This is a genomic window from Paraburkholderia sp. GAS33 (assembly GCF_050436645.1).
GTDB lineage: Bacteria > Pseudomonadota > Gammaproteobacteria > Burkholderiales > Burkholderiaceae > Paraburkholderia > Paraburkholderia phenazinium_B.
The window spans coordinates 732142-749850 of record NZ_JBNDMP010000001.1 but is presented as its reverse complement, the minus strand read 5'-3'; the positions used below and the strand labels follow the sequence as shown (position 1 = coordinate 749850).

At 60.4% G+C, this 17709-nt stretch carries 16 protein-coding genes; 6 read left to right on the top strand and 10 right to left on the bottom strand.

Annotated features, from left to right (window positions below; translation table 11 throughout):
* Positions 1–2: 2 nt before the first annotated feature.
* The 4 genes from P3T24_RS03490 to gltA form a co-directional block, all read right to left on the bottom strand.
* Positions 3–1052 carry a C45 family autoproteolytic acyltransferase/hydolase gene (locus tag P3T24_RS03490; RefSeq protein ID WP_429432443.1) on the bottom strand — a complete coding sequence of 350 codons (1050 nt, stop codon included), beginning with the start codon at positions 1050–1052 and terminating at the stop codon, positions 3–5.
* Between the two features lie 264 nt (positions 1053–1316).
* Complete coding sequence (locus tag P3T24_RS03485; protein WP_074268700.1) at positions 1317–2177, bottom strand: MurR/RpiR family transcriptional regulator; 861 nt, start codon at positions 2175–2177, stop codon at positions 1317–1319.
* 78 nt (positions 2178–2255) lie between these two features.
* Positions 2256–4529, bottom strand: coding sequence for an amylo-alpha-1,6-glucosidase (locus tag P3T24_RS03480; protein ID WP_074268701.1), 2274 nt, complete (start codon positions 4527–4529; stop codon positions 2256–2258).
* Positions 4530–4802: 273 nt separating this feature from the next.
* Positions 4803–6104, bottom strand: coding sequence for a citrate synthase (gltA, locus tag P3T24_RS03475; protein ID WP_074268702.1), 1302 nt, complete (start codon positions 6102–6104; stop codon positions 4803–4805).
* A gap of 383 nt (positions 6105–6487) precedes the next feature.
* On the opposite strand from gltA, the gene P3T24_RS03470 reads away from it, so the two are divergent.
* Positions 6488–6889, top strand: a complete 402-nt coding sequence (locus tag P3T24_RS03470; RefSeq protein WP_074268703.1) for a hypothetical protein — start codon at positions 6488–6490, stop codon at positions 6887–6889.
* A gap of 38 nt (positions 6890–6927) precedes the next feature.
* On the opposite strand, the gene P3T24_RS03465 is transcribed toward P3T24_RS03470, so the two are convergent.
* From P3T24_RS03465 to P3T24_RS03455, 3 genes are all read right to left on the bottom strand, one after another.
* Positions 6928–7728 carry an alpha/beta fold hydrolase gene (locus tag P3T24_RS03465; protein WP_429410372.1) on the bottom strand — a complete coding sequence of 267 codons (801 nt, stop codon included), beginning with the start codon at positions 7726–7728 and terminating at the stop codon, positions 6928–6930.
* 39 nt (positions 7729–7767) lie between these two features.
* Entirely contained in the window at positions 7768–8820 is a 1053-nt protein-coding gene (locus tag P3T24_RS03460) for a rod shape-determining protein (RefSeq protein ID WP_429410126.1), read from the bottom strand.
* A 214-nt stretch (positions 8821–9034) separates the two neighbouring features.
* Entirely contained in the window at positions 9035–9703 is a 669-nt protein-coding gene (locus P3T24_RS03455) for an alpha/beta hydrolase (protein ID WP_074268705.1), read from the bottom strand.
* Positions 9704–9989: 286 nt separating this feature from the next.
* Between P3T24_RS03455 and P3T24_RS03450 the strand changes: the two genes are divergently transcribed.
* The 3 genes from P3T24_RS03450 to P3T24_RS03440 all read left to right on the top strand — a co-directional run bounded on the left by P3T24_RS03450 (position 9990) and on the right by P3T24_RS03440 (position 13662).
* Positions 9990–11567, top strand: a complete 1578-nt coding sequence (locus P3T24_RS03450) for a DHA2 family efflux MFS transporter permease subunit (protein ID WP_429432440.1) — start codon at positions 9990–9992, stop codon at positions 11565–11567.
* A gap of 164 nt (positions 11568–11731) precedes the next feature.
* On the top strand, positions 11732–12646 hold the full coding sequence (locus P3T24_RS03445) for a glutaminase (protein ID WP_074268707.1): 915 nt from the start codon (positions 11732–11734) through the stop codon (positions 12644–12646).
* A gap of 230 nt (positions 12647–12876) precedes the next feature.
* Complete coding sequence (locus P3T24_RS03440; protein WP_429432437.1) at positions 12877–13662, top strand: class I SAM-dependent methyltransferase; 786 nt, start codon at positions 12877–12879, stop codon at positions 13660–13662.
* On the opposite strand, the gene P3T24_RS03435 is transcribed toward P3T24_RS03440, so the two are convergent.
* Complete coding sequence (locus P3T24_RS03435) at positions 13640–14497, bottom strand: DUF817 domain-containing protein (protein ID WP_429433235.1); 858 nt, start codon at positions 14495–14497, stop codon at positions 13640–13642. The two genes, P3T24_RS03440 and P3T24_RS03435, sit on opposite strands and share 23 nt — an antisense overlap.
* A 251-nt stretch (positions 14498–14748) precedes the next feature.
* On the bottom strand, positions 14749–15081 hold the full coding sequence (locus P3T24_RS03430; RefSeq protein ID WP_429432435.1) for a hypothetical protein: 333 nt from the start codon (positions 15079–15081) through the stop codon (positions 14749–14751).
* On the opposite strand from P3T24_RS03430, the gene P3T24_RS03425 reads away from it, so the two are divergent.
* Positions 15052–15882: a helix-turn-helix domain-containing protein gene (locus P3T24_RS03425; RefSeq protein WP_429432432.1), complete on the top strand. Its 831-nt coding sequence runs from the start codon at positions 15052–15054 to the stop codon at positions 15880–15882. The two genes, P3T24_RS03430 and P3T24_RS03425, sit on opposite strands and share 30 nt — an antisense overlap.
* A gap of 5 nt (positions 15883–15887) precedes the next feature.
* Here the strand turns inward: P3T24_RS03425 and P3T24_RS03420 are convergent, their stop codons facing one another.
* A complete protein-coding gene (locus P3T24_RS03420; protein ID WP_429432429.1) occupies positions 15888–16553 on the bottom strand; it encodes an NAD(P)-dependent oxidoreductase in 666 nt (221 codons plus the stop codon).
* A gap of 100 nt (positions 16554–16653) precedes the next feature.
* On the opposite strand from P3T24_RS03420, the gene P3T24_RS03415 reads away from it, so the two are divergent.
* Positions 16654–17610 carry a LysR family transcriptional regulator gene (locus P3T24_RS03415; RefSeq protein WP_074268710.1) on the top strand — a complete coding sequence of 319 codons (957 nt, stop codon included), beginning with the start codon at positions 16654–16656 and terminating at the stop codon, positions 17608–17610.
* Positions 17611–17709 lie beyond the last annotated feature (99 nt).

The window sequence follows — 17709 nt, the reverse complement described above, 5'->3', positions numbered from 1 at the left end:
GGTCAGAAGGCGGCGTTCGAAGGCGCCGTCCGTGGAATAAACGTATCGAACGCACGTTGCCCCTGACGATAGACCTGCATCGCCACACCGTCCGCTTCGATGCGAAACAGCGCGGTGGCCAAGGTGTTTTCGTCGTCGGGGTCGTGTGGGTCGTCGCGATAAATGGGCAGTCCCGAAGGTTCCTGATCGCTTAGAACGCGCAGCAGTGCGTCGTCTGTTACTGGTGCGCCAAGCCTCGAAAGCAATGCATTCACACGCGCCTGACGGTCGCGGGAGGACTCGGTGATGATTTGCCCTTCACCATCACAGCCGTCGTGAATCATATGATTCGCGTGACCGAAACGAGAGGTATCGGCAACCACCGAGCAACGCCGTGCCGTTGCTTCAACACTCACCAGACGCGAGTCGCCCACACAACCTAGCGTGTGATGAAAGCCGCTCGCACGTGGCATATCGCGCAACAGCGCAACGGCCTCGTCGAGCGAGTGTGTATCAAGCACGGCGCGCGCGAGGATCATGCGGGGCACACCCACCGCCGGTACGCGGATGCGCAAATTGTTGATGGCCTGCACGAGGCCCGCGCGGCTGGCGGCAAAGGTATGTCCCGGCAATGAACCGGGGTAATAGAAACTCATGAAGCCGGGCTTGCCGGCAGGCTGAACGTCTACGAGAAAGCATCGTTCGCGCAAATACGTATCGCCGTCTTCGTTGTGCGCGATGAAACGCGCATTGCCTGACGCGGCTGCCAGCGTCGTGCAGCCGTCTGGCGCGTTGTGGATCAGTTCGCCGCGGCAGTTCCACAGAAACACATCTTCTACGGGCCATGCCAGACCCGCAGCCATACCGTCCAACTCGGCAACCAGCGCCGGGAAATACGCTTCAGCTGCCCGCCGTAGCGCTTCCACGAATGGATGGCCACGCCACCGGCTCACCTGCTTCCACGCAGCGCTTTGCTGCATGTACGCCGCCATCACCGGCCGCGCCAGTTCGCCCAATCTGTAGCCGATGTCATCCGGTTGCCCAGTGACACGAAAGAGACTCCATTCCTGCATTGACGGTTATGCCTCGCTTAAACCCGGGTTGCTGTGGCGCCGCAACATGCAGCAGTGACCCGCTCACAGGTGCGGCGCGTTGAAAAGACGCCTCCAGCCACGATGACGTCGATTCAACACTCGATTCCAATTTATACCTCTCAACAACATATGTTGTCAATATAGTCGAGCATGTATCGAACGGAGCGAGCGGCACAAAAAACAGAGTAAAAGGCGCGGATGTGGCGGAGTTGCAGGTCAGCAGCAGCCCCGCTCCGCGCATCCTCAAGGCACGTAAGCGCCCTTCGCATGCAGCGAGCGTTCGGCAATCTCAAGTTGCTCGACCGCGTCGGCGCCTTCAAGCGCCAGCAGATGCGCGACCAGCGATTCCGCAATGGCGGTGGCCGCGACGAGCGAAGGAAAAAACGAAGGGCTTTCGTGTGAAAAAATCAGCACCTTGTCGGCGTTCAGCGCGATCGGGGACACCGCGCTATCGGTAATCGCAATCAGCTTGCTGCCCTTCTCGAGCGCCGCCTCGGCCACGCGGGCTGCCTCCACCGAATAAGGTGCGAAGCTGATCACGACAGTCGCACTATCGCGTTCGATGGTGCGCAGCTGCATCTCCAGCGTACCGGCCTCGCCCGTCAGCAACGACACCGACGAGCGGAACAATCGATACCCATACACCAGACCAAATGCCACCGCATAGCAGGAGCGAAAGCCCGCCACGTGCACATGCGGCGCGCGACGCAGCAACCGCGCGGTTTCAACGGTGACACGCGTGTTATGCGCGGCCGTGACATCGAGATTGTGTTGTTGCGCCACCAGCAGATCGTGCGCCAACGCATCTTTGGCATTGGTCTTGACGAGTGAACGGGCGCGGCTGGCGAGCGGCTCGGGCCGCGTACGCACGCGCGCCACGAACAGATTGCGCAGTTCGTTCCAGCCGGGAAAACCGAGTTGCTGCGACAGCCGCACGAGCGAGGCGGGTTGCACCTGAGCCCGCTCGGCCACCTTGCGCATGGAAGAAACAGCGACTTCGTCGGGATGATCCAGCAGGAACGCGGCTCCCATCTGGAATTGCGGACTGAGTTCAGAGAAGCGCGCCCGGATCAGGGCGGCGAGCTGGTCGAAACTGTCGGGCATGCGATGGACCAGGGAGTAAGTTGACAACAAATGTTACCACCCGGAACACCGCATGCACCACCTACCCAGGACCCGCGTTTACAGCAATGCCACGACCCGCACATCGCCCTGTTCCGCCGAGGCGACCACCTTGCCCGCGACGCGCCGGAAGGTGATGGTCACGCTCGAATCGCCGACACGCATATCGCCGATTTCGAGCCAGTCGATACCTTCAGGCAGCATCGGCTGTTCGATCAGGACTTCGCGCTTCGCCGCATCCACGGTTACACCGAGGCACGCTTCCAGCATCATGAACGGCGAGCCGGCCGCCCATGCCTGTGGCAGACACGCGACCGGGTACGCAGTGGGCGGCTCGCCGCGCCGGCGCGGGAAGCCGCAGAAGAGTTCGGGCAGACGCATGTCGAAATTGACCGCCGCCTGGAACAGCGCCTGCAGCAGATTCACCGCGGTCGCCTTGCCGCCGTAGCGTGCCACGCCGCGCGCGCAGAGCGCGTTGTCATGCGGCCAGACCGAGCCGTTGTGATACGCCATCGGATTGAAACGGGCCTGTCCTGCAGCGAGCGTACGCACGCCCCAGCCAGTGTGGAACAGCGTCGACTGCAGACCGCGCACCACGGCCTCGCCGCGCTCGCGTGACGGCAAGCCGAAGGCGAGCAGATGGCCGGCATTCGACGCCATCACACGGCACAGTTCACCATGGCCGTCCAGTGCAATGCCGTAGAAACCGAACTCCTCCATCCAGTACTTCTCTTCCACGCATTGGCGAATGCCCTTCGCGCGTTCGCTGTAACCGGCGGCCTCGTCCAGCAGACCGCGCAGCCTGGCGAAATGCGCCATGGTGTCGAACGCTGCGCTCGCATAGGCTTGCACCTCGACCAGCGCAATCGGCCCGTCAGGGAAGCGCCCATCTGCGTGAAAGACCGAATCGTGACTGTCTTTCCAGCCCTGGTTCGCAAGACCGCCATCCGATTCGCGCTGATAGTCGAGCAGGCCGAAGCGGTTCTTGTCGCACACGCCTGAGACCCATTGGGCCGCGCGCACCAGCGCCGGCCACAACTCGTCGATCAGACCCAGGTCGTTGGTACGTGCCACGTAGGCACCGGCCAGCACGATAAACAGGGGCGTCGAGTCGACCCCGCCGTAATAGAGCGCAAACGGCACTTCGCCGGTGGCGGCCATTTCGCTCTTGCGCATCTCATGCATGATCTTGCCGACCGCCGCGTCGCGAAACGCCGAATTCTCGCGCGCCTGATGCTCGGCAAGAAAGCGCAGGACGCCACGCGCCAGTCCCGGCTGCAACCAGAGCGTTTGCAGCGACGTAATCAGCGCATCGCGGCCAAACGGGGTCGAAAACCAGGGGATGCCGGCATACGGGTAAGGACCGGTTTCCAGATCGGTGGTGAGCAGTCCGAGATCGGCAAGCGAGCGGTCGATCCACGCGTTAAACAGCGGATTGCTCGAACGCACGCGCGCCGTCGCACGGCGCCGCTCGCGCATGACCAGGTGGGCATCGACCAGCGCCGCGCGCACGGCAGCGCGTCCGACGCGCGGACGTGCTGCATCGATCTGCGTGAGATGCGCCTCGTTCAGCGAATGAACGGACTTTGCGACGTCGGCATTGGTAGCGGCCTGCTCTGCCTCCACCTCGACATTGACGGCGAGATAAATCGATACGCAGGCTTGCGCCGGCAATTGCACCGTGTAGTCCGCGCGGTTGGCAAAGAGCTTGTCCGGAGTCGGCGAAAACGCAATGCCGACGTTGCGTGCGACATTGTCGAGCCCGACGTAGCTGAGCAGCACCTCGCCGTTTTCGACGCGCGCCGGTTCGATCTTGCCCTGCTTGTCGCGTTTCAGACCACGCACTTCAAACATGTCGCGGAAATCGCTGGCGAACGAAATGGAAAGCGGCACGACGGCATCTTTCGTGCCGTAGTTGGTCAGTTCGATCGCTTCGTTGAGCACCGTGCCGGACAGTACACGCACGCGCTCGACGTGGATCACACCCTCGGGCGTGCTGTCACCGCCCAAAGGCGGCAACGGCCGGTTGGTCAGGTGCGCCGTGAACGCAGTGTTATCGCTGCTGACACTGCCTGAAAGCAGCGACGGTGCACGCCCGCCGAAGGTCAGCCGCAGTTGTGAGAGGACCCGCGTGTCGTTGACGAACAGGCCGTCGTCGTGGCCGGTAATATCGCCTAGTGGGTCGTTGACAATAAAGGTGTCGCCCGACTTCAGCACGAACTGGTTCGCGCTAGCGACGTTGAGGTTTTCCGGCGGGATAAATGCGCCATCCGGTTCGTGTTCGACATGGTCGACGCCGCCTGAGAGTCCGCCAAGGGCTTCGGGTTGCTGCATCAGCTTGCTCCTGTGCTATGGGCTTCGTTCCGATTGTAGAGGGTCTGCGCCCGTCGAACGAACTTAACACAGGTAGGTGGTGGATTTACGCCGGTAAGCTATTTCGAAGGCGTAACAAAACGCTACGAACGATGCGCCGGACCGGTGCATATGCGCGGTGGCACGCGTCATGCAGTTTTGCCGTAAACGGACTGCGGGCGTTGCCTCGTATCTGGAGACAACGCCCGCAGAGCGTCCGCAATCAGGCGGCACTCAGGCCATGCCGGCGGTCAATCAGCGCTGCGCGATCGGCTTGGCTTCACGCGGCGTGGAGCCGACAAACAATTGACGCGGACGGCCAATCTTCTGCTCCGGATCCGCAATCATTTCGTTCCATTGTGCAATCCAGCCCACCGTACGTGCCATCGAGAAAATACACGTGAACATCGCGGTCGGAATACCCAGCGCGCGTTGCACGATGCCCGAATAGAAATCGACGTTCGGGTACAGCTTGCGCGACACGAAGTACTCGTCTTCCAGCGCGATCTTTTCCAGCGCCATGGCCAGCTTGAACAGCGGGTCGTCGTGCAGGCCCAGTTCTTCCAGCACTTCGTGGCAGGTTTCGCGCATCAGCTTGGCACGCGGGTCGTAGTTCTTGTACACGCGGTGACCGAAGCCCATCAGCTTGACGCCCGAGTTCTTGTCCTTCACCTGCTTGATGAACTCAGGAATGTTGTCGACCGAGCCGATCTCTTCCAGCATGTTCAGCGCGGCTTCGTTCGCGCCACCGTGTGCCGGGCCCCACAGGCAGGCGATACCGGCTGCGATACACGCAAACGGATTCGCACCCGACGAGCCGGCCAGACGCACCGTCGACGTGGACGCATTCTGTTCGTGATCGGCATGCAGGATCAGGATGCGATCGAGTGCGCGCACCAGCACGTCGTTGACCTTGTACTCCTCTGCCGGGTTCGCAAACATCATGCGCATGAAATTCGCGCTATACGACAGCTCGTTCTTCGGATACACGAACGGCTGGCCAACCGTGTATTTGTACGCCATCGCCACCAGCGTCGGCAGCTTGGCGATCATGCGAATCGCCGACACCTCACGATGCTGCGGATTGTTGATGTCGAGCGAGTCGTGATAGAACGCGGACAGTGCGCCGACAGCGGCCACCAGAATCGCCATCGGATGCGCGTCGCGACGGAAGCCGCGGAAGAAGAAGTGCATCTGCTCGTGCACCATCGTGTGCTTCGTGACGGTCTCGACGAACTCTTCCTTCTGCGCTGCGTTCGGCAGTTCGCCGTTCAGCAGCAGGTAGCAGGTTTCGAGAAAGTCCGCATTCTCCGCAAGGTTATCGATCGGGTAGCCGCGGTACAGCAACTCGCCTTTGTCGCCGTCGATATAAGTGATCGCCGAGTTGCACGCCGCCGTCGACATAAAGCCGGGGTCATACGTGAACTTGCCGGTCTGGCTGTACAGTTTGCGGATGTCGATTACGTCCGGGCCCAGCGTGCCCTTGTAGATCGGAAAATCGACGGTCTGGTCGCTGTCGGAAAACTTCAGCGTTGCGTGTGTCTTAGAGTCGTTCATCTACGTGTTCCTTTTTTGCTATCACATCGCACTCGTGCCGGACTACGAAGGTTCTAAAGCCGGCTCAGGCTTTGCATTTTACGGCTACCTCGTCCATTAATTGCGGCGATTGGCCACAACAATCCATCTCGACCTAAGCAACATTCGTTGCGAATCGTATTAAATCCAATTCATTCCTACGAATATTGGCCAGCTAGACTCAGCCAGCCAACTGAAAGATAGCGTAGTTATTGCAACAATGTTTTGCTCTGCCTAAGCAGCAGAAGCGCGCGCCGTCTGAGATACTCGTTGCGTGTGTTGCTTCCCCTGCAAAACACATCGCTGTCTTTGGCCCGCCGTTCGCGGCGGGCCTTTTTATCCAGTCTGAAGAACAGGATTACCAGATGAACGCATCGCTCGAAACGCTGTTTCCGGATCTCAACCACACCGAAGACAGCATCGTTACCGCGCTGAACCATCAGGACATCGTGGTGGCGTTGTCCGCAGCACTGAAGACGCAAAACGTCGCCGTGCTGCATATGCTTTATCCGCGTACCGACGCGCGCACGCACAGCAGCCTCGACGAACTCGTTTCCAGGCTCAATAGCCACGGCCTGCATAAGGTCGCCGGACTGGTGGCCAATGAAGCGCACTACCTGGTGTTCAAGGAACCGGTCAAGGCGTGGAAAGCCTTCCAGGAAATCCGCAACGACTCGCTCGCGATCGGCGTGCATCTGTACTATCACGGTCTGGTCGGCGAAGCAGCCGAGCGCGCGCTCGACGCTGACGCGCATCGCAAGGCTTAATGCTGGATTAGCTGAACTGGCTGGCTGAATCAGCCGGTTCAGCGCTGTGAGGCGTGGCCGCCCACGCTGCGGATAAATTCGTCGATATAGCGATTGAACGCAGCAGGGTGCGCCAGATTCATCCCGTGCGATGCGCCGCGCACCGTCTCGCGCCGCGCATCCGGCAACCACGATGCGAGCGCAGTGGCGGTGCGTCTGAACATCTCGGGACTCTTCTCCCCGTCGATCAATAGCACGGGGCAGCGAACCTGCGCGGCATCTTCCGGCGTATAGGCCGGCAGCGGATCGCGGAACTGGCGCGCCAGGGTGTGGGCGTTGTCGATCGCCATCGTGCGGAATGCCAGCGTGCTTTTCGCCCAGAAGCCAGGACGGCTCACCGAATCGACGAACAGTTGCAGGCCCGCGTCCACATTGCCTTCTTCGATCAACTGAGCGGCCCGCGCCCGCAATGCATTGACCGTTTCCGGCAGGCTCGCAACAGGCCGCCCTGCAATCTGCAACGGCCCGCCCGGGTCGGCGAGCGTCACCGTGCGCGCATGCTGCGCGTGGCGCCGCGCAAAATGAAACACCACGCAGCCGCCGCGCGAATGCCCCACGACATGTGCCGGCCCAGAGCCCAGGCGCTCGATGAATTCGGCCAGTTCGTCTGCGTGATTGCTCCAGCTGAACGGCATGTCGGCCGGCGTATCCGTCACCGGCCAGTAATGAGTGAGGCTCACCGCTACGCAGCGGTAATGCTTCGCCAGTCCGTCGAGTTGTGGCTGCCAGTAGCGGTAGTCGCACAGCGAGCCGTGCACGAACAGCAGCAGTTCGCCCTCGCCTGCTTCGACGTAGGGCATGCGCAAGCCATTGGAGAGCTCGATATTGCCCGTCACGCGTTATTCGTAGACGAGTTCGTCCAGCAGGCCGGCTTCCGCTGCCGTCCCCGCACCGCGCACCGCGCATGTCAGCGGTTCATCGGCGATGCGCACGCCGAGTCCGAGTTCGGCGGTCAGACGACGTCCCAGGTTGGCGAGCAGCGCGCCGCCGCCGGTCAGTACGATGCCCGAGCTGGCGATATCGGTTACCAGTTCGGCCGGCGCGCATTCGAGCGCCGTTTTCACGGCGCCGATCACCTGGCGCAACGGCCCTTCGATGGCATCGGCGATATCGTGGTTGTTCAGTTCGACCGTGCGCGGCAGGCCGTCGTCGACGCTGCGTCCGGTGGCATTCATGCGCTCCATCGGCACGTCGCGCATGGCAGAGCCAATGGTCTTTTTCACGTGTTCCGCGGTCTGCTCGCCAAGCAGCACCCCATACAGCGAGCGAACGTAGTTGATGATAGCCACGTCGAACTGGTCGCCGCCGACGCGAACCGAGCCGTTATAGGCCATGCCGCCAAGCGCGATCACCCCGACTTCCGTCGTGCCGCCGCCGATATCGACCACCATCGAACCGGTTGCCGACGATACCGGCAAGCCCGCGCCGACCGCCGAAGCCAGCGATTCGCCGATCAGGCTCACTTTCCAGGCCCCCGCCGCCACGGCGGCTTCCTTAATGGCGCGACGCTCGACCTGGGTTGCCCCGGCCGGTACGCAGATCGTGAATGCAGCACGGCGGCCGAACAGCGGTCTGGGCCGGGCCATCTCCACGAACTGGCGAATCATGTGTTCCGCGGCGGAAAAGTTGGCGATCACGCCGTGGCGCATCGGCCGCACCGTCTCGAGATTGTTGGGCGCGCGGCCGAGCAGTTGTCTGGCCTGGGCGCCCACTGCCGCCACCCGCTTCTGGCCGGCTTCGGGCTGCTTCTGGAAGCACACCACCGACGGCTGATTGAGGACGATGCCGCCGTCGTCGGTGTAGATCAGGGTATTGGCCGTGCCGAGGTCGACCGCCACGGTGTGACGGAACAGTCCCCTGAACAGTGGATGATGCGGCTTCGGTCTGGCCATATGAAGGCTCTGCGTTTGTCGTTATCGCCCTTGCGGGCGCTGCGATGAATCCCCGTTGTACCGCACCAAGCCCACCCAACACCCCCGCGGGTGCAGCAAGATCTTTATGCAGCGCGCGTGATTTTCGCGCTATTGAACCATTAACGGCAAGTAGAACAAATTCTTTAGGCTTACTTTATTTTCCATTTCATTTCGGACCGAGTTTCGGCCTGTTTCAAGGGGCCTTTGCTCCCAGTGCACGGACGAGCGCATCGCGTCCCAGTACCAATCCTTCGCCCGAAATCGTATGACCAATGCCGGGCAACGCAAATGCGCCGACCGCATAACCGGCATCGCTGAACGCATGGGCCGCGCGCTCGAGTTCGAGGACCGGGATCACCGCATCTTCGACTCCGTGCACCAGCGTCAGCGGCGTGCGCGCCTGCGTGGTGATGCGGGAAGCAAGGCGTCCTGAATACGCTACGACGGCAGCGGGCGCGTCGTCGCTCGTCGCCGCGTGATGAAGCGCCATCATCGAGCCTTGCGAGAAACCCACCAGCGCAAGCTTCTCGAAAGGAAGCTGCCAATACTGCAACTCGCTTTCGAGCATGCGCCGTAGCGGCGGGTAGGCATCCGCCACGCGGCCAATGCGGTTAGCTTCGTTTACGTCGCGCAGGCTGAACCATTGCCGGCCACCAAAGCCGCCGTCGAAGCGTTCACTGCCGTCGAGCGACGTAAAGGCGACATCGGGAAATGTCTCGCTCCAGCTATCGGCGAGCGGAAGGAGGTCTTGCGCGTTGCTGCCGACGCCATGCAGCAGAACCACCAGCGCGCGAGCCGGCGCATCAGCCGGCGGGACGGCAGGCGCGAGGCGCCAGCCATGTTCGAATTCTTCCCAGGCCATATCAGACTCCCTTTGCTTTCTGTCTTTTGCTTCGATGCACATCAACGAACGACCCGACGCCGTTTGCGCGACGCCGGGCAAATCACAGCCGCGAGCATACGCTTTCGTGATTTTTTTTGCCGCCTTTGGCGAGCCCTGGCCAGCATGCGCTGTGCACGTCGACAACCCTACTTGAGGAATGCAGGTATGCTTTTGACAGCCATTGGGCCAGCGGTGAGCCGCCTGCCGTCCAGCAAGCCGGCATCCCGCATCCCGCATCGCTTAAGACACCGCTCCGGAGAATCGATTGAGCCAGCCCGCACCTGCGCCCGCATCGGCCCCGCCGCCGCCTCCACCGCCGCTTAAAGGCGGCCAGCTCGTACTCGCGACAATCGCCGTTGCGCTCGCCACTTTCATGAACGTGCTCGACACGTCGATCGCGAACGTCGCCATTCCGACCATTTCAGGTAACCTGGGCGTCTCGGTGGACGAAGGCACCTGGGTCATTACTGTGTTCGCCGCCGCCAACGCGGTGTCGATTCCGCTGACCGGCTGGCTCACGCAGCGCATCGGCCAGGTCAAGCTGTTCGTCGGCGCAATTCTGATGTTCGTGCTGTCGTCGTGGCTGTGCGGCATCGCACCCACGTTGCCCATCCTGTTGCTCGCGCGGGTCTTGCAAGGCGCGGTGGCTGGTCCGCTGATTCCGCTGTCGCAGGCCATTCTGCTCGGCTCGTATCCGAAGGAGAAGTCGTCGACAGCGCTCGCCCTGTGGGCCATGACCGCGACGGTCGGCCCGATTGCCGGACCGGCGCTCGGCGGCTGGATCACGGATAGCTATAGCTGGTCGTGGATTTTCTACATCAATATCCCGGTGGGCATTTTCGCGGCCGGGGTCACGTGGATGATATACCGCACCCGCGAAACGCCCACCCGCAAACCGCCTATCGACGTGGTGGGGCTCGGCCTGCTGATCACCTGGGTCGCTTCGCTGCAGGTGATGCTCGACAAGGGCAAAGACCTCGACTGGTTCTCGTCGCCGGTGATCGTCATTCTCGGCATCACGGCGCTGATCAGCTTTGCGTTCTTCCTCGTGTGGGAGCTCACCGAAGAAAACCCGATCGTCGATCTGCGTCTGTTCACGCAGCGCAACTTCCTGGGCGGGACGATTGCGATCTCCGTGGCTTATGGCGTGTTCTTCGGCAACCTCGTGCTGCTGCCGCAATGGATGCAGGAGTATCTGAACTACCGGTCAGTGGACGCCGGTCTTGTGACCGCGCCGCTCGGCATATTCGCGGTGCTTCTCGCGCCGGTGATGGGCCGTGTGCTGCCGCGCTCGGACGCGCGCATTATCGCGACGCTCGCCTTTATCGGCTTTGCGATCGTGTTTTACATGCGCTCAAAATACGTGATTGAGATCGACACGTGGCATCTGGTGCTGCCGACGCTGCTGCAAGGCATTCCGATGGCATTGTTCTTCGTGCCGCTGACGGCAATCATTCTGTCCGGACAACCGCCTCAGAAGATTCCGGCGGCAGCGGGTCTGTCGAACTTTGCGCGGGTGTTTTGTGGCGCGGTGGGTACGTCGATCGCGGGCAATGAGTGGAATAATCGCACCGTGCTTCACCATGCCAGGTTGACGGAGCAGGCCACCATCGATAATCCGCTATTCAACCAGCAGATCAACTCGACCCAGTCGCTGCTGCATCTGAATACGCAATCGTCGAACGCCCTGTTCGATTTCACTGTGAATACGCAGGCGGCCATGATGGGGCTGAACGATATTTTCTTTATCTCCGCGATCATTTTTATTTTGATCATTCCGCTGATCTGGATTACCCGGCCTGCCAAGGGCGGCGGCGGTCCGGGTGCGGCTGGGGCACACTGAGCGCGGGCGCTGGGGTGTGTTGAGCGCGTTGAGCGCGTTGGGCGCGTTGGGCGCGTTGGGCGCGTTGGGCGCGTTGGGCATGGACAAGTAGTGGGCATGGCGGCCGATTTACCATTTGCAACGGCTTGCCAGTAAAATCCCGGCGTCCACGCTCGCCCTCGCTTATGAACTACCAAGGCATCCTCGAACAGATCCACCACGATCTGCAGCCCTACCTGGGTACCGGTCGCGTTGCCGACTATATTCCCGAGCTGGCCAGGGTTCCAGCCAACAGCTTCGGCATGGCCATTGTCACGAACGCCGGTGAGGTGTTCCGGACCGGCGAGGCCGACACCCGCTTTTCCATCCAGAGTATCTCCAAGCTATTCGCCTGCACGATGGCGTTTCGGCTGCTCGGCGATGCACTGTGGCAGCGCGTTGGGCGCGAGCCGTCAGGGACGCCGTTCAATTCGCTGGTGCAACTCGAAGCGGAGCAAGGCAAGCCGCGCAATCCGTTTATCAACGCTGGCGCGCTGGTGGTCACCGATGTGCTGTGCCGACGGTTCGTGCAGGCGGAAACCGCGCTGGTGGAGTTCATGCGGCGGCTGACCGGCGAAGTGACGATCGACTACGATTTGCGCGTCGCGCAATCGGAGCTGCAAAACGCCGATCGGAACCAGGCTATGGCGCATTTCATGGCCAGCTTTGGCAACATGGAAATGCCGGTCCACTCGGTGGTGGATGCATATTGCCGGCAATGCGCGATCTCGATGAGTTGCGTCGAGTTGGCGAAGGCGGCGCTGTTTCTAAGCAATGGCGGCGTTGTGCCGGCGACCGGGGAGCGGATTCTTGACAGCAGTTCGGCCAAACGATTGTCGGCGCTGATGTTGACCTGCGGTACCTATGATGCGGCGGGGGATTTTGTCTATCGCGTGGGACTGCCGGCCAAGAGCGGGGTTGGTGGAGGAATTGTCGCCGTGCTGCCGGGCGAAATGGCGGTTTGCGTCTGGTCGCCAGGGCTGGATAGCAATGGGAATTCGTTGGCGGGGGTGAAGTCACTGGAATGGCTAACCACACTTACCGGACAGTCGATCTTTTAATAGCGCCGGGGCAGGTAATTTTGGCGGCGTAAAAGAGCGCGACTCTGTCCGCAGCGGACAGAGTTGGCGCAACTATAATACGAAATCGCCCATTTTCTCCAGCTGGCTCAGGCGGCAAACAGGCATCTTTCCGACAGATGCTCCGATTCGCTCGAAAACCCGAAGCATCGAAAGTCACCGAACAAGGCATAAACGCTAGCAACTCGGGGACATCGCACAGGAGAAGAGTTATGCCCGATAATGCACTTCCCTCATCCAGCGGAAAACCCGGTGCGGAGTATGGAAAATCATACCGCGAATGGAAAAATTGGGAAGTCAGCAACTTTGGCAGATTGGGAAAATCAGAAAGCTGCTACTTCGATGCGGAAATAAAAAAAGCGAATATTAAAACCGACAGAAAGATACGCGCGCTGGAGATTGGCTTTGGTAACGGCAGCTTTCTCACCTACGCCAGAAAAAAGCAATGGGATATCGTCGGCACAGAAATCAACAAGGATCTGGTCGAAGCCGCAAGGCGCCTCAATTTTGATTGCATCTGCACAGCCGATCTGAGCGCATTTCCAGACAATACTTTCGATCTGGTAGTGGCTTTCGACGTTCTCGAACATGTTAGCCAGGAAAATCTTCTGACCTTTCTGAGAGAAGCAAAAAGAATACTGAAAGACGGTGGAACTTTCATCGCCCGGTTTCCAAATGGAGACTCACCATTTGGATTGTTCAATCAGAATAGTGACATGACTCATATAACAATAATTGGAAGCGGCAAGGTAAAATATCTTGCCAACGAATTGGATGTAGAACTCGTCTTTGTTGGCGGAGAGGCTCAGCCGCTAATTGCCGGCACTCTGCGACGAACGATACATGGACTATTTTCCATACCCATTAAAAAAATAATAAACCTGTTTGTCAGTCTTGTTTTTTTCCAGGGAGGCGCCATCGCCTTCTGCTCGTTGAATCTTGTCATGATCTTTCGCACCAGAAAATCCAGCTCCATCACAGCTTCCGGGGGCGATTGATCAATGTCACCATCACGTAACTCATGATGGTCAGCATGAACCATGAACCCAGTTTTCCCACGGACACCATCGCCCACCCATGCATCTGGCTTGGATACAACCAAGCGTGACTGAACGTGCCGATGTTTTCTGCCAGCCAGATGAACGTGGCGATAAGCACGAAACCGAGCAATAGCGGCATCCGGTGGTAGCTTCGACCAATCAGAAAGAACACGGTACAGCGGCGAAAGGCAATCGCGACGCATGCCATCAACAGGTATCGAACGTCCGGCAGATAGTGGTGGGCAAAGAAGTTGACATAGATCCCGACCGATAACGCGCCCGTCACCGCCAGCGAAGGATGATGGGAGAATCGCAGGTCGAATCCCCTGCATGCCCGGGCGATATAGCTCCCAACGGATGCATACATAAAGCCGGTGAACAACGGCACACCGCCAATCCTTAGGTACGCGAACTCGGGATATATCCACGATCCGACAGCCGTCTTGAACAGCTCCATACCTGTTCCGGCGATGTGGAAGAGCAGGATTACGACAACTTCGTCCCACTCTTCAAGGCGGAATGCGATAAGAAGCACCTGAATCAGAACGGCTGCAATTGTGAGCGCATCGTACCGAGGGAGCGCCGCATCCGCTGGATACCAGAAATGACTGCCGACCAACAGCGCGACCATAAGACCGCCAAAGAGGCAGACCCATGCCTGTTTGATTCCAAACGCGGCAAGGAGGCGGAACGCGGAGCCGATACGGCTTCGTTCATCGTTGCCAGAAAGAAGACCGCTTACAACCCGTTCGACCCACGCATTGGGACTCTCCGATGCCGCCTGTAATTGCATTTGCGATGTCGATGAAAGGATTGATGTGTAAGTTTGCCAATCGGCACTGTTGCTATCGCAAATGACCGGCGCACCAATTTCTGCGACAGGATTGTCGACGATAAAACCGAAGAAGTCGAATGTCGCGATCAAGGGCACCGTGCGATTTATCGTAGGTGGCCTTTGAGGAGGGAACACCTGCCGAGGTGAATTCAACAGGTCGAGGCTACGAGTTGTAAAATCGCTCGGAGCCCCGGGAGACCGCCAGTGGTCTATGCCAACGGGCGCGGCGTCCAGGTGACGTTCGGCCGGCTCACCGCAGAACCGCCCTGCCAGACCATCTGATCTACCAAATCCTCGCCATGCCCGCCGTCAAGACACACTTCCAGGATCTGCCCATCGTCCTGGATCCGGCCCAGCGACTCGAAATCGCGCACCAGCGTTTTGACGTTTGCGCGTTGCCCGTCCAGCAGCAGTTGCTGGCGTGGTGCGACCGTATGATTGGGGTGGTCAACCTCCTGACGACGCGCGACGAACGCAGGCAGCCGTTTCGCGGCTGGATCGACCGCTACGCCGTGGGCGAATTCCTGTTCGCCGACTGCCACACCGACCGCATCACGCAAGACCGGACGATCGCGCGCATCTCCCAGGACAACGCGCGCAGCATCGTCTTCCACGTGTTTTTCGACACTGCGCCCGGCAACGAGCTCATATACCCCGGCAAACGCACAGGCACGGCGCTCGAGGGCGGCATCTTCGCCGTCGATCTCAACCAGCCCGTGCAGTTCAAGCGCGCGCCCTGCCGGCACGTCACGATTTTTCTGCCGGGCACGCTGCTATGTAATGTGTTCCCAGACCCATCGGTCCTGCACGGACGCACACTCTCGCCACACGTGCCCGTGGTGCGTTATCTCGCGGGCCGCGTCCTGTCGTTTGCTGCTCACGTCCGCCACATGGCGCCTTGGGATGCTCACCGGATCCTGTGCGAGATCGTGCTGCTGATCGCGGATGCGTTCGGCGAGCAGGCGGGGCTGAAGGGCGGCAAGCCCGCGCTCGCCCGGGCAATGGCGTTCGACCAGGCACGCCGCTACGTGCATCGGAATCTGCACGACGGCGATCTTTCGCCCGATGGCGTCGTGGAGTCGCTCGGCCTCTCACGACGCGCGGTCTATCGCCTCTTTGAGCACGAAGGAGGGCTTGGCGCCTATATCCGGCATGTGCGCCTGCGCGCCGCCGCCGACGAGCTCGTCGCATGGCCGGGCGTCCCAGTGCAGGACATCGCCTATGCTCACGGCTTTCGGAGCGCGTCGGACTTCACCAGAGCGTTTCGGCGTGCTTACGGCCTCGCGCCACAGGACATCCGGCAGTACCGCGACGACATGGGCGCATCGCCGAAGCGGTCTTGACGCGGTTAGCCGGCCGCCTTGCGCGCAGCTGTGAATCGCGCCTTGATATGACGAGGCGTTTCAAGCTCGTCGACGACCGCCACGGCGAGATCGGCTACCGAAATACCGGCCGGTTTGTCGCCATCCATCAGCAGTTGCTCTTCGCCAAGACGGTAGGTACCGGTCCGCTCGCCCTCTTCGAGGAATGCTGGCGGGCTCACAAATGTCCAGTCCAGAGTCGTGTTGCTGCGCATCGAATTCAACGCGTCCCGAGCCGCCCTCGCGCCAGGTACGATGTTCGGCGGGACATGTGCGATGAAGGAATCGGTGTCGACAAGCTGGACGCCCGGTGCAACAAAAAGGCTACCCGCGCCACCGATGACCACAAGACGCCGCACGCCGCTGGCTTCTACTCCGCGAACAATCGCTTCGCTCCCACGGAGGAAGTTATCGAATAGTTCCGGGTCGTTCCAGCCCGGGTTGAAAGCCGACACGACGGCATCGTGATCGCGCACGGCGTTTGCGACCGACTCCGGCGAATAGGCGTCGCCGGTCACGACATTGAGGCCCGGTTGTGGCGCAACGCCCCCAGTCTTTCGAACCATCACCGTGACCTCATGCCCACGGTGAAGCAATTCCTTCTGCAGATGCTTGCCGACGAAGCCGGACGAGCCAATCAACGCAACTTTCATGATCCCTCCCACGATATAAGCATGAGGAGTTATGCTACCGGTCAATTTTCGACTTTAAAATACAGCGCAGACTACGATATCTTTTAAGCTGAGCTACAAAATGCAAGATCTACGTCAGTTGGTGGTCTTCGCGGAGACGGTCTCACGCGGCTCGATGAGTGCAGCGGCGAAGCGGCTGGGGATGACGCCTTCTGCGGTAAGCCAGACAATCAAGGCGCTGGAACGGCAGTCTGCGGTCACCTTGCTGCATCGTTCCACGCGCAAACTGACACTCACCGAAGACGGCAAACAGTGCTATTTCCATTGCCTGCAACTGATGGCGTCGTGGAAGGCCGCAACCGATTCATTAACGCAGGCTCGGGATGCGCCAACCGGAGAGTTACGTATTGCCGCGCCACTGGGCCTTGGACCTCGGATCGCACCAGCGCTGGCGTCGGTCCTTTCCACCTGGCCGCAACTACGCCTGCGCCTGCTGGTGAGCGACGAGATGGTCGATCTGATCGATGCGCGAGTCGATCTCGCCATCCGGATAGGCACCATGGCCGACTCCGGGTGGACCGCCCAGAAGCTATGCGACCTCGAAACCATCATGTGTGCCTCTCCGGCCTATCTGGCCCGCAACGGCACGCCTGACAGTCCACAGGACTTAAGCGACCATCAATGGATAGCCCTTGAGCGGCAGGTCGACGCCGCCCGGTCCGTCGACTCTTCGGATGGTGCAACGCCGGTCATACCGGTGACGCTCTTTGGCGAGAGGCGGATGAAACAGACGGTGCACGTTGGCGTGCGCGTCGTCAGTACGACGCAACCTGCGATTCAACAGATGTGTGAGGAGGGGCTCGGGATAGCGCGCCTTTCGTATATCGAGGTACTCAACTCGCTCAAGCACCACAGTCTGGTGCATGTTCTGCCGAAGTGGACGTTTCCGGCACTCCCTGTGACACTCGTGACACCGCGCAAGGACGGCCAGCCCGCCAAGGTACGGGCCGCTGTAGATGCGTTACGGTCGTACTTCCGCGACCTCCCTACCGTTCACTCATCCACGTCCACGGATTGATCTCACGTCAGAAAAGGCGCGATTCTACGTGTTGGCATCCCCTCGCCTAAAGCAGACCTTCAACTTCTCGTGAACGGGTGATTCGATCTGTGTGCGTGA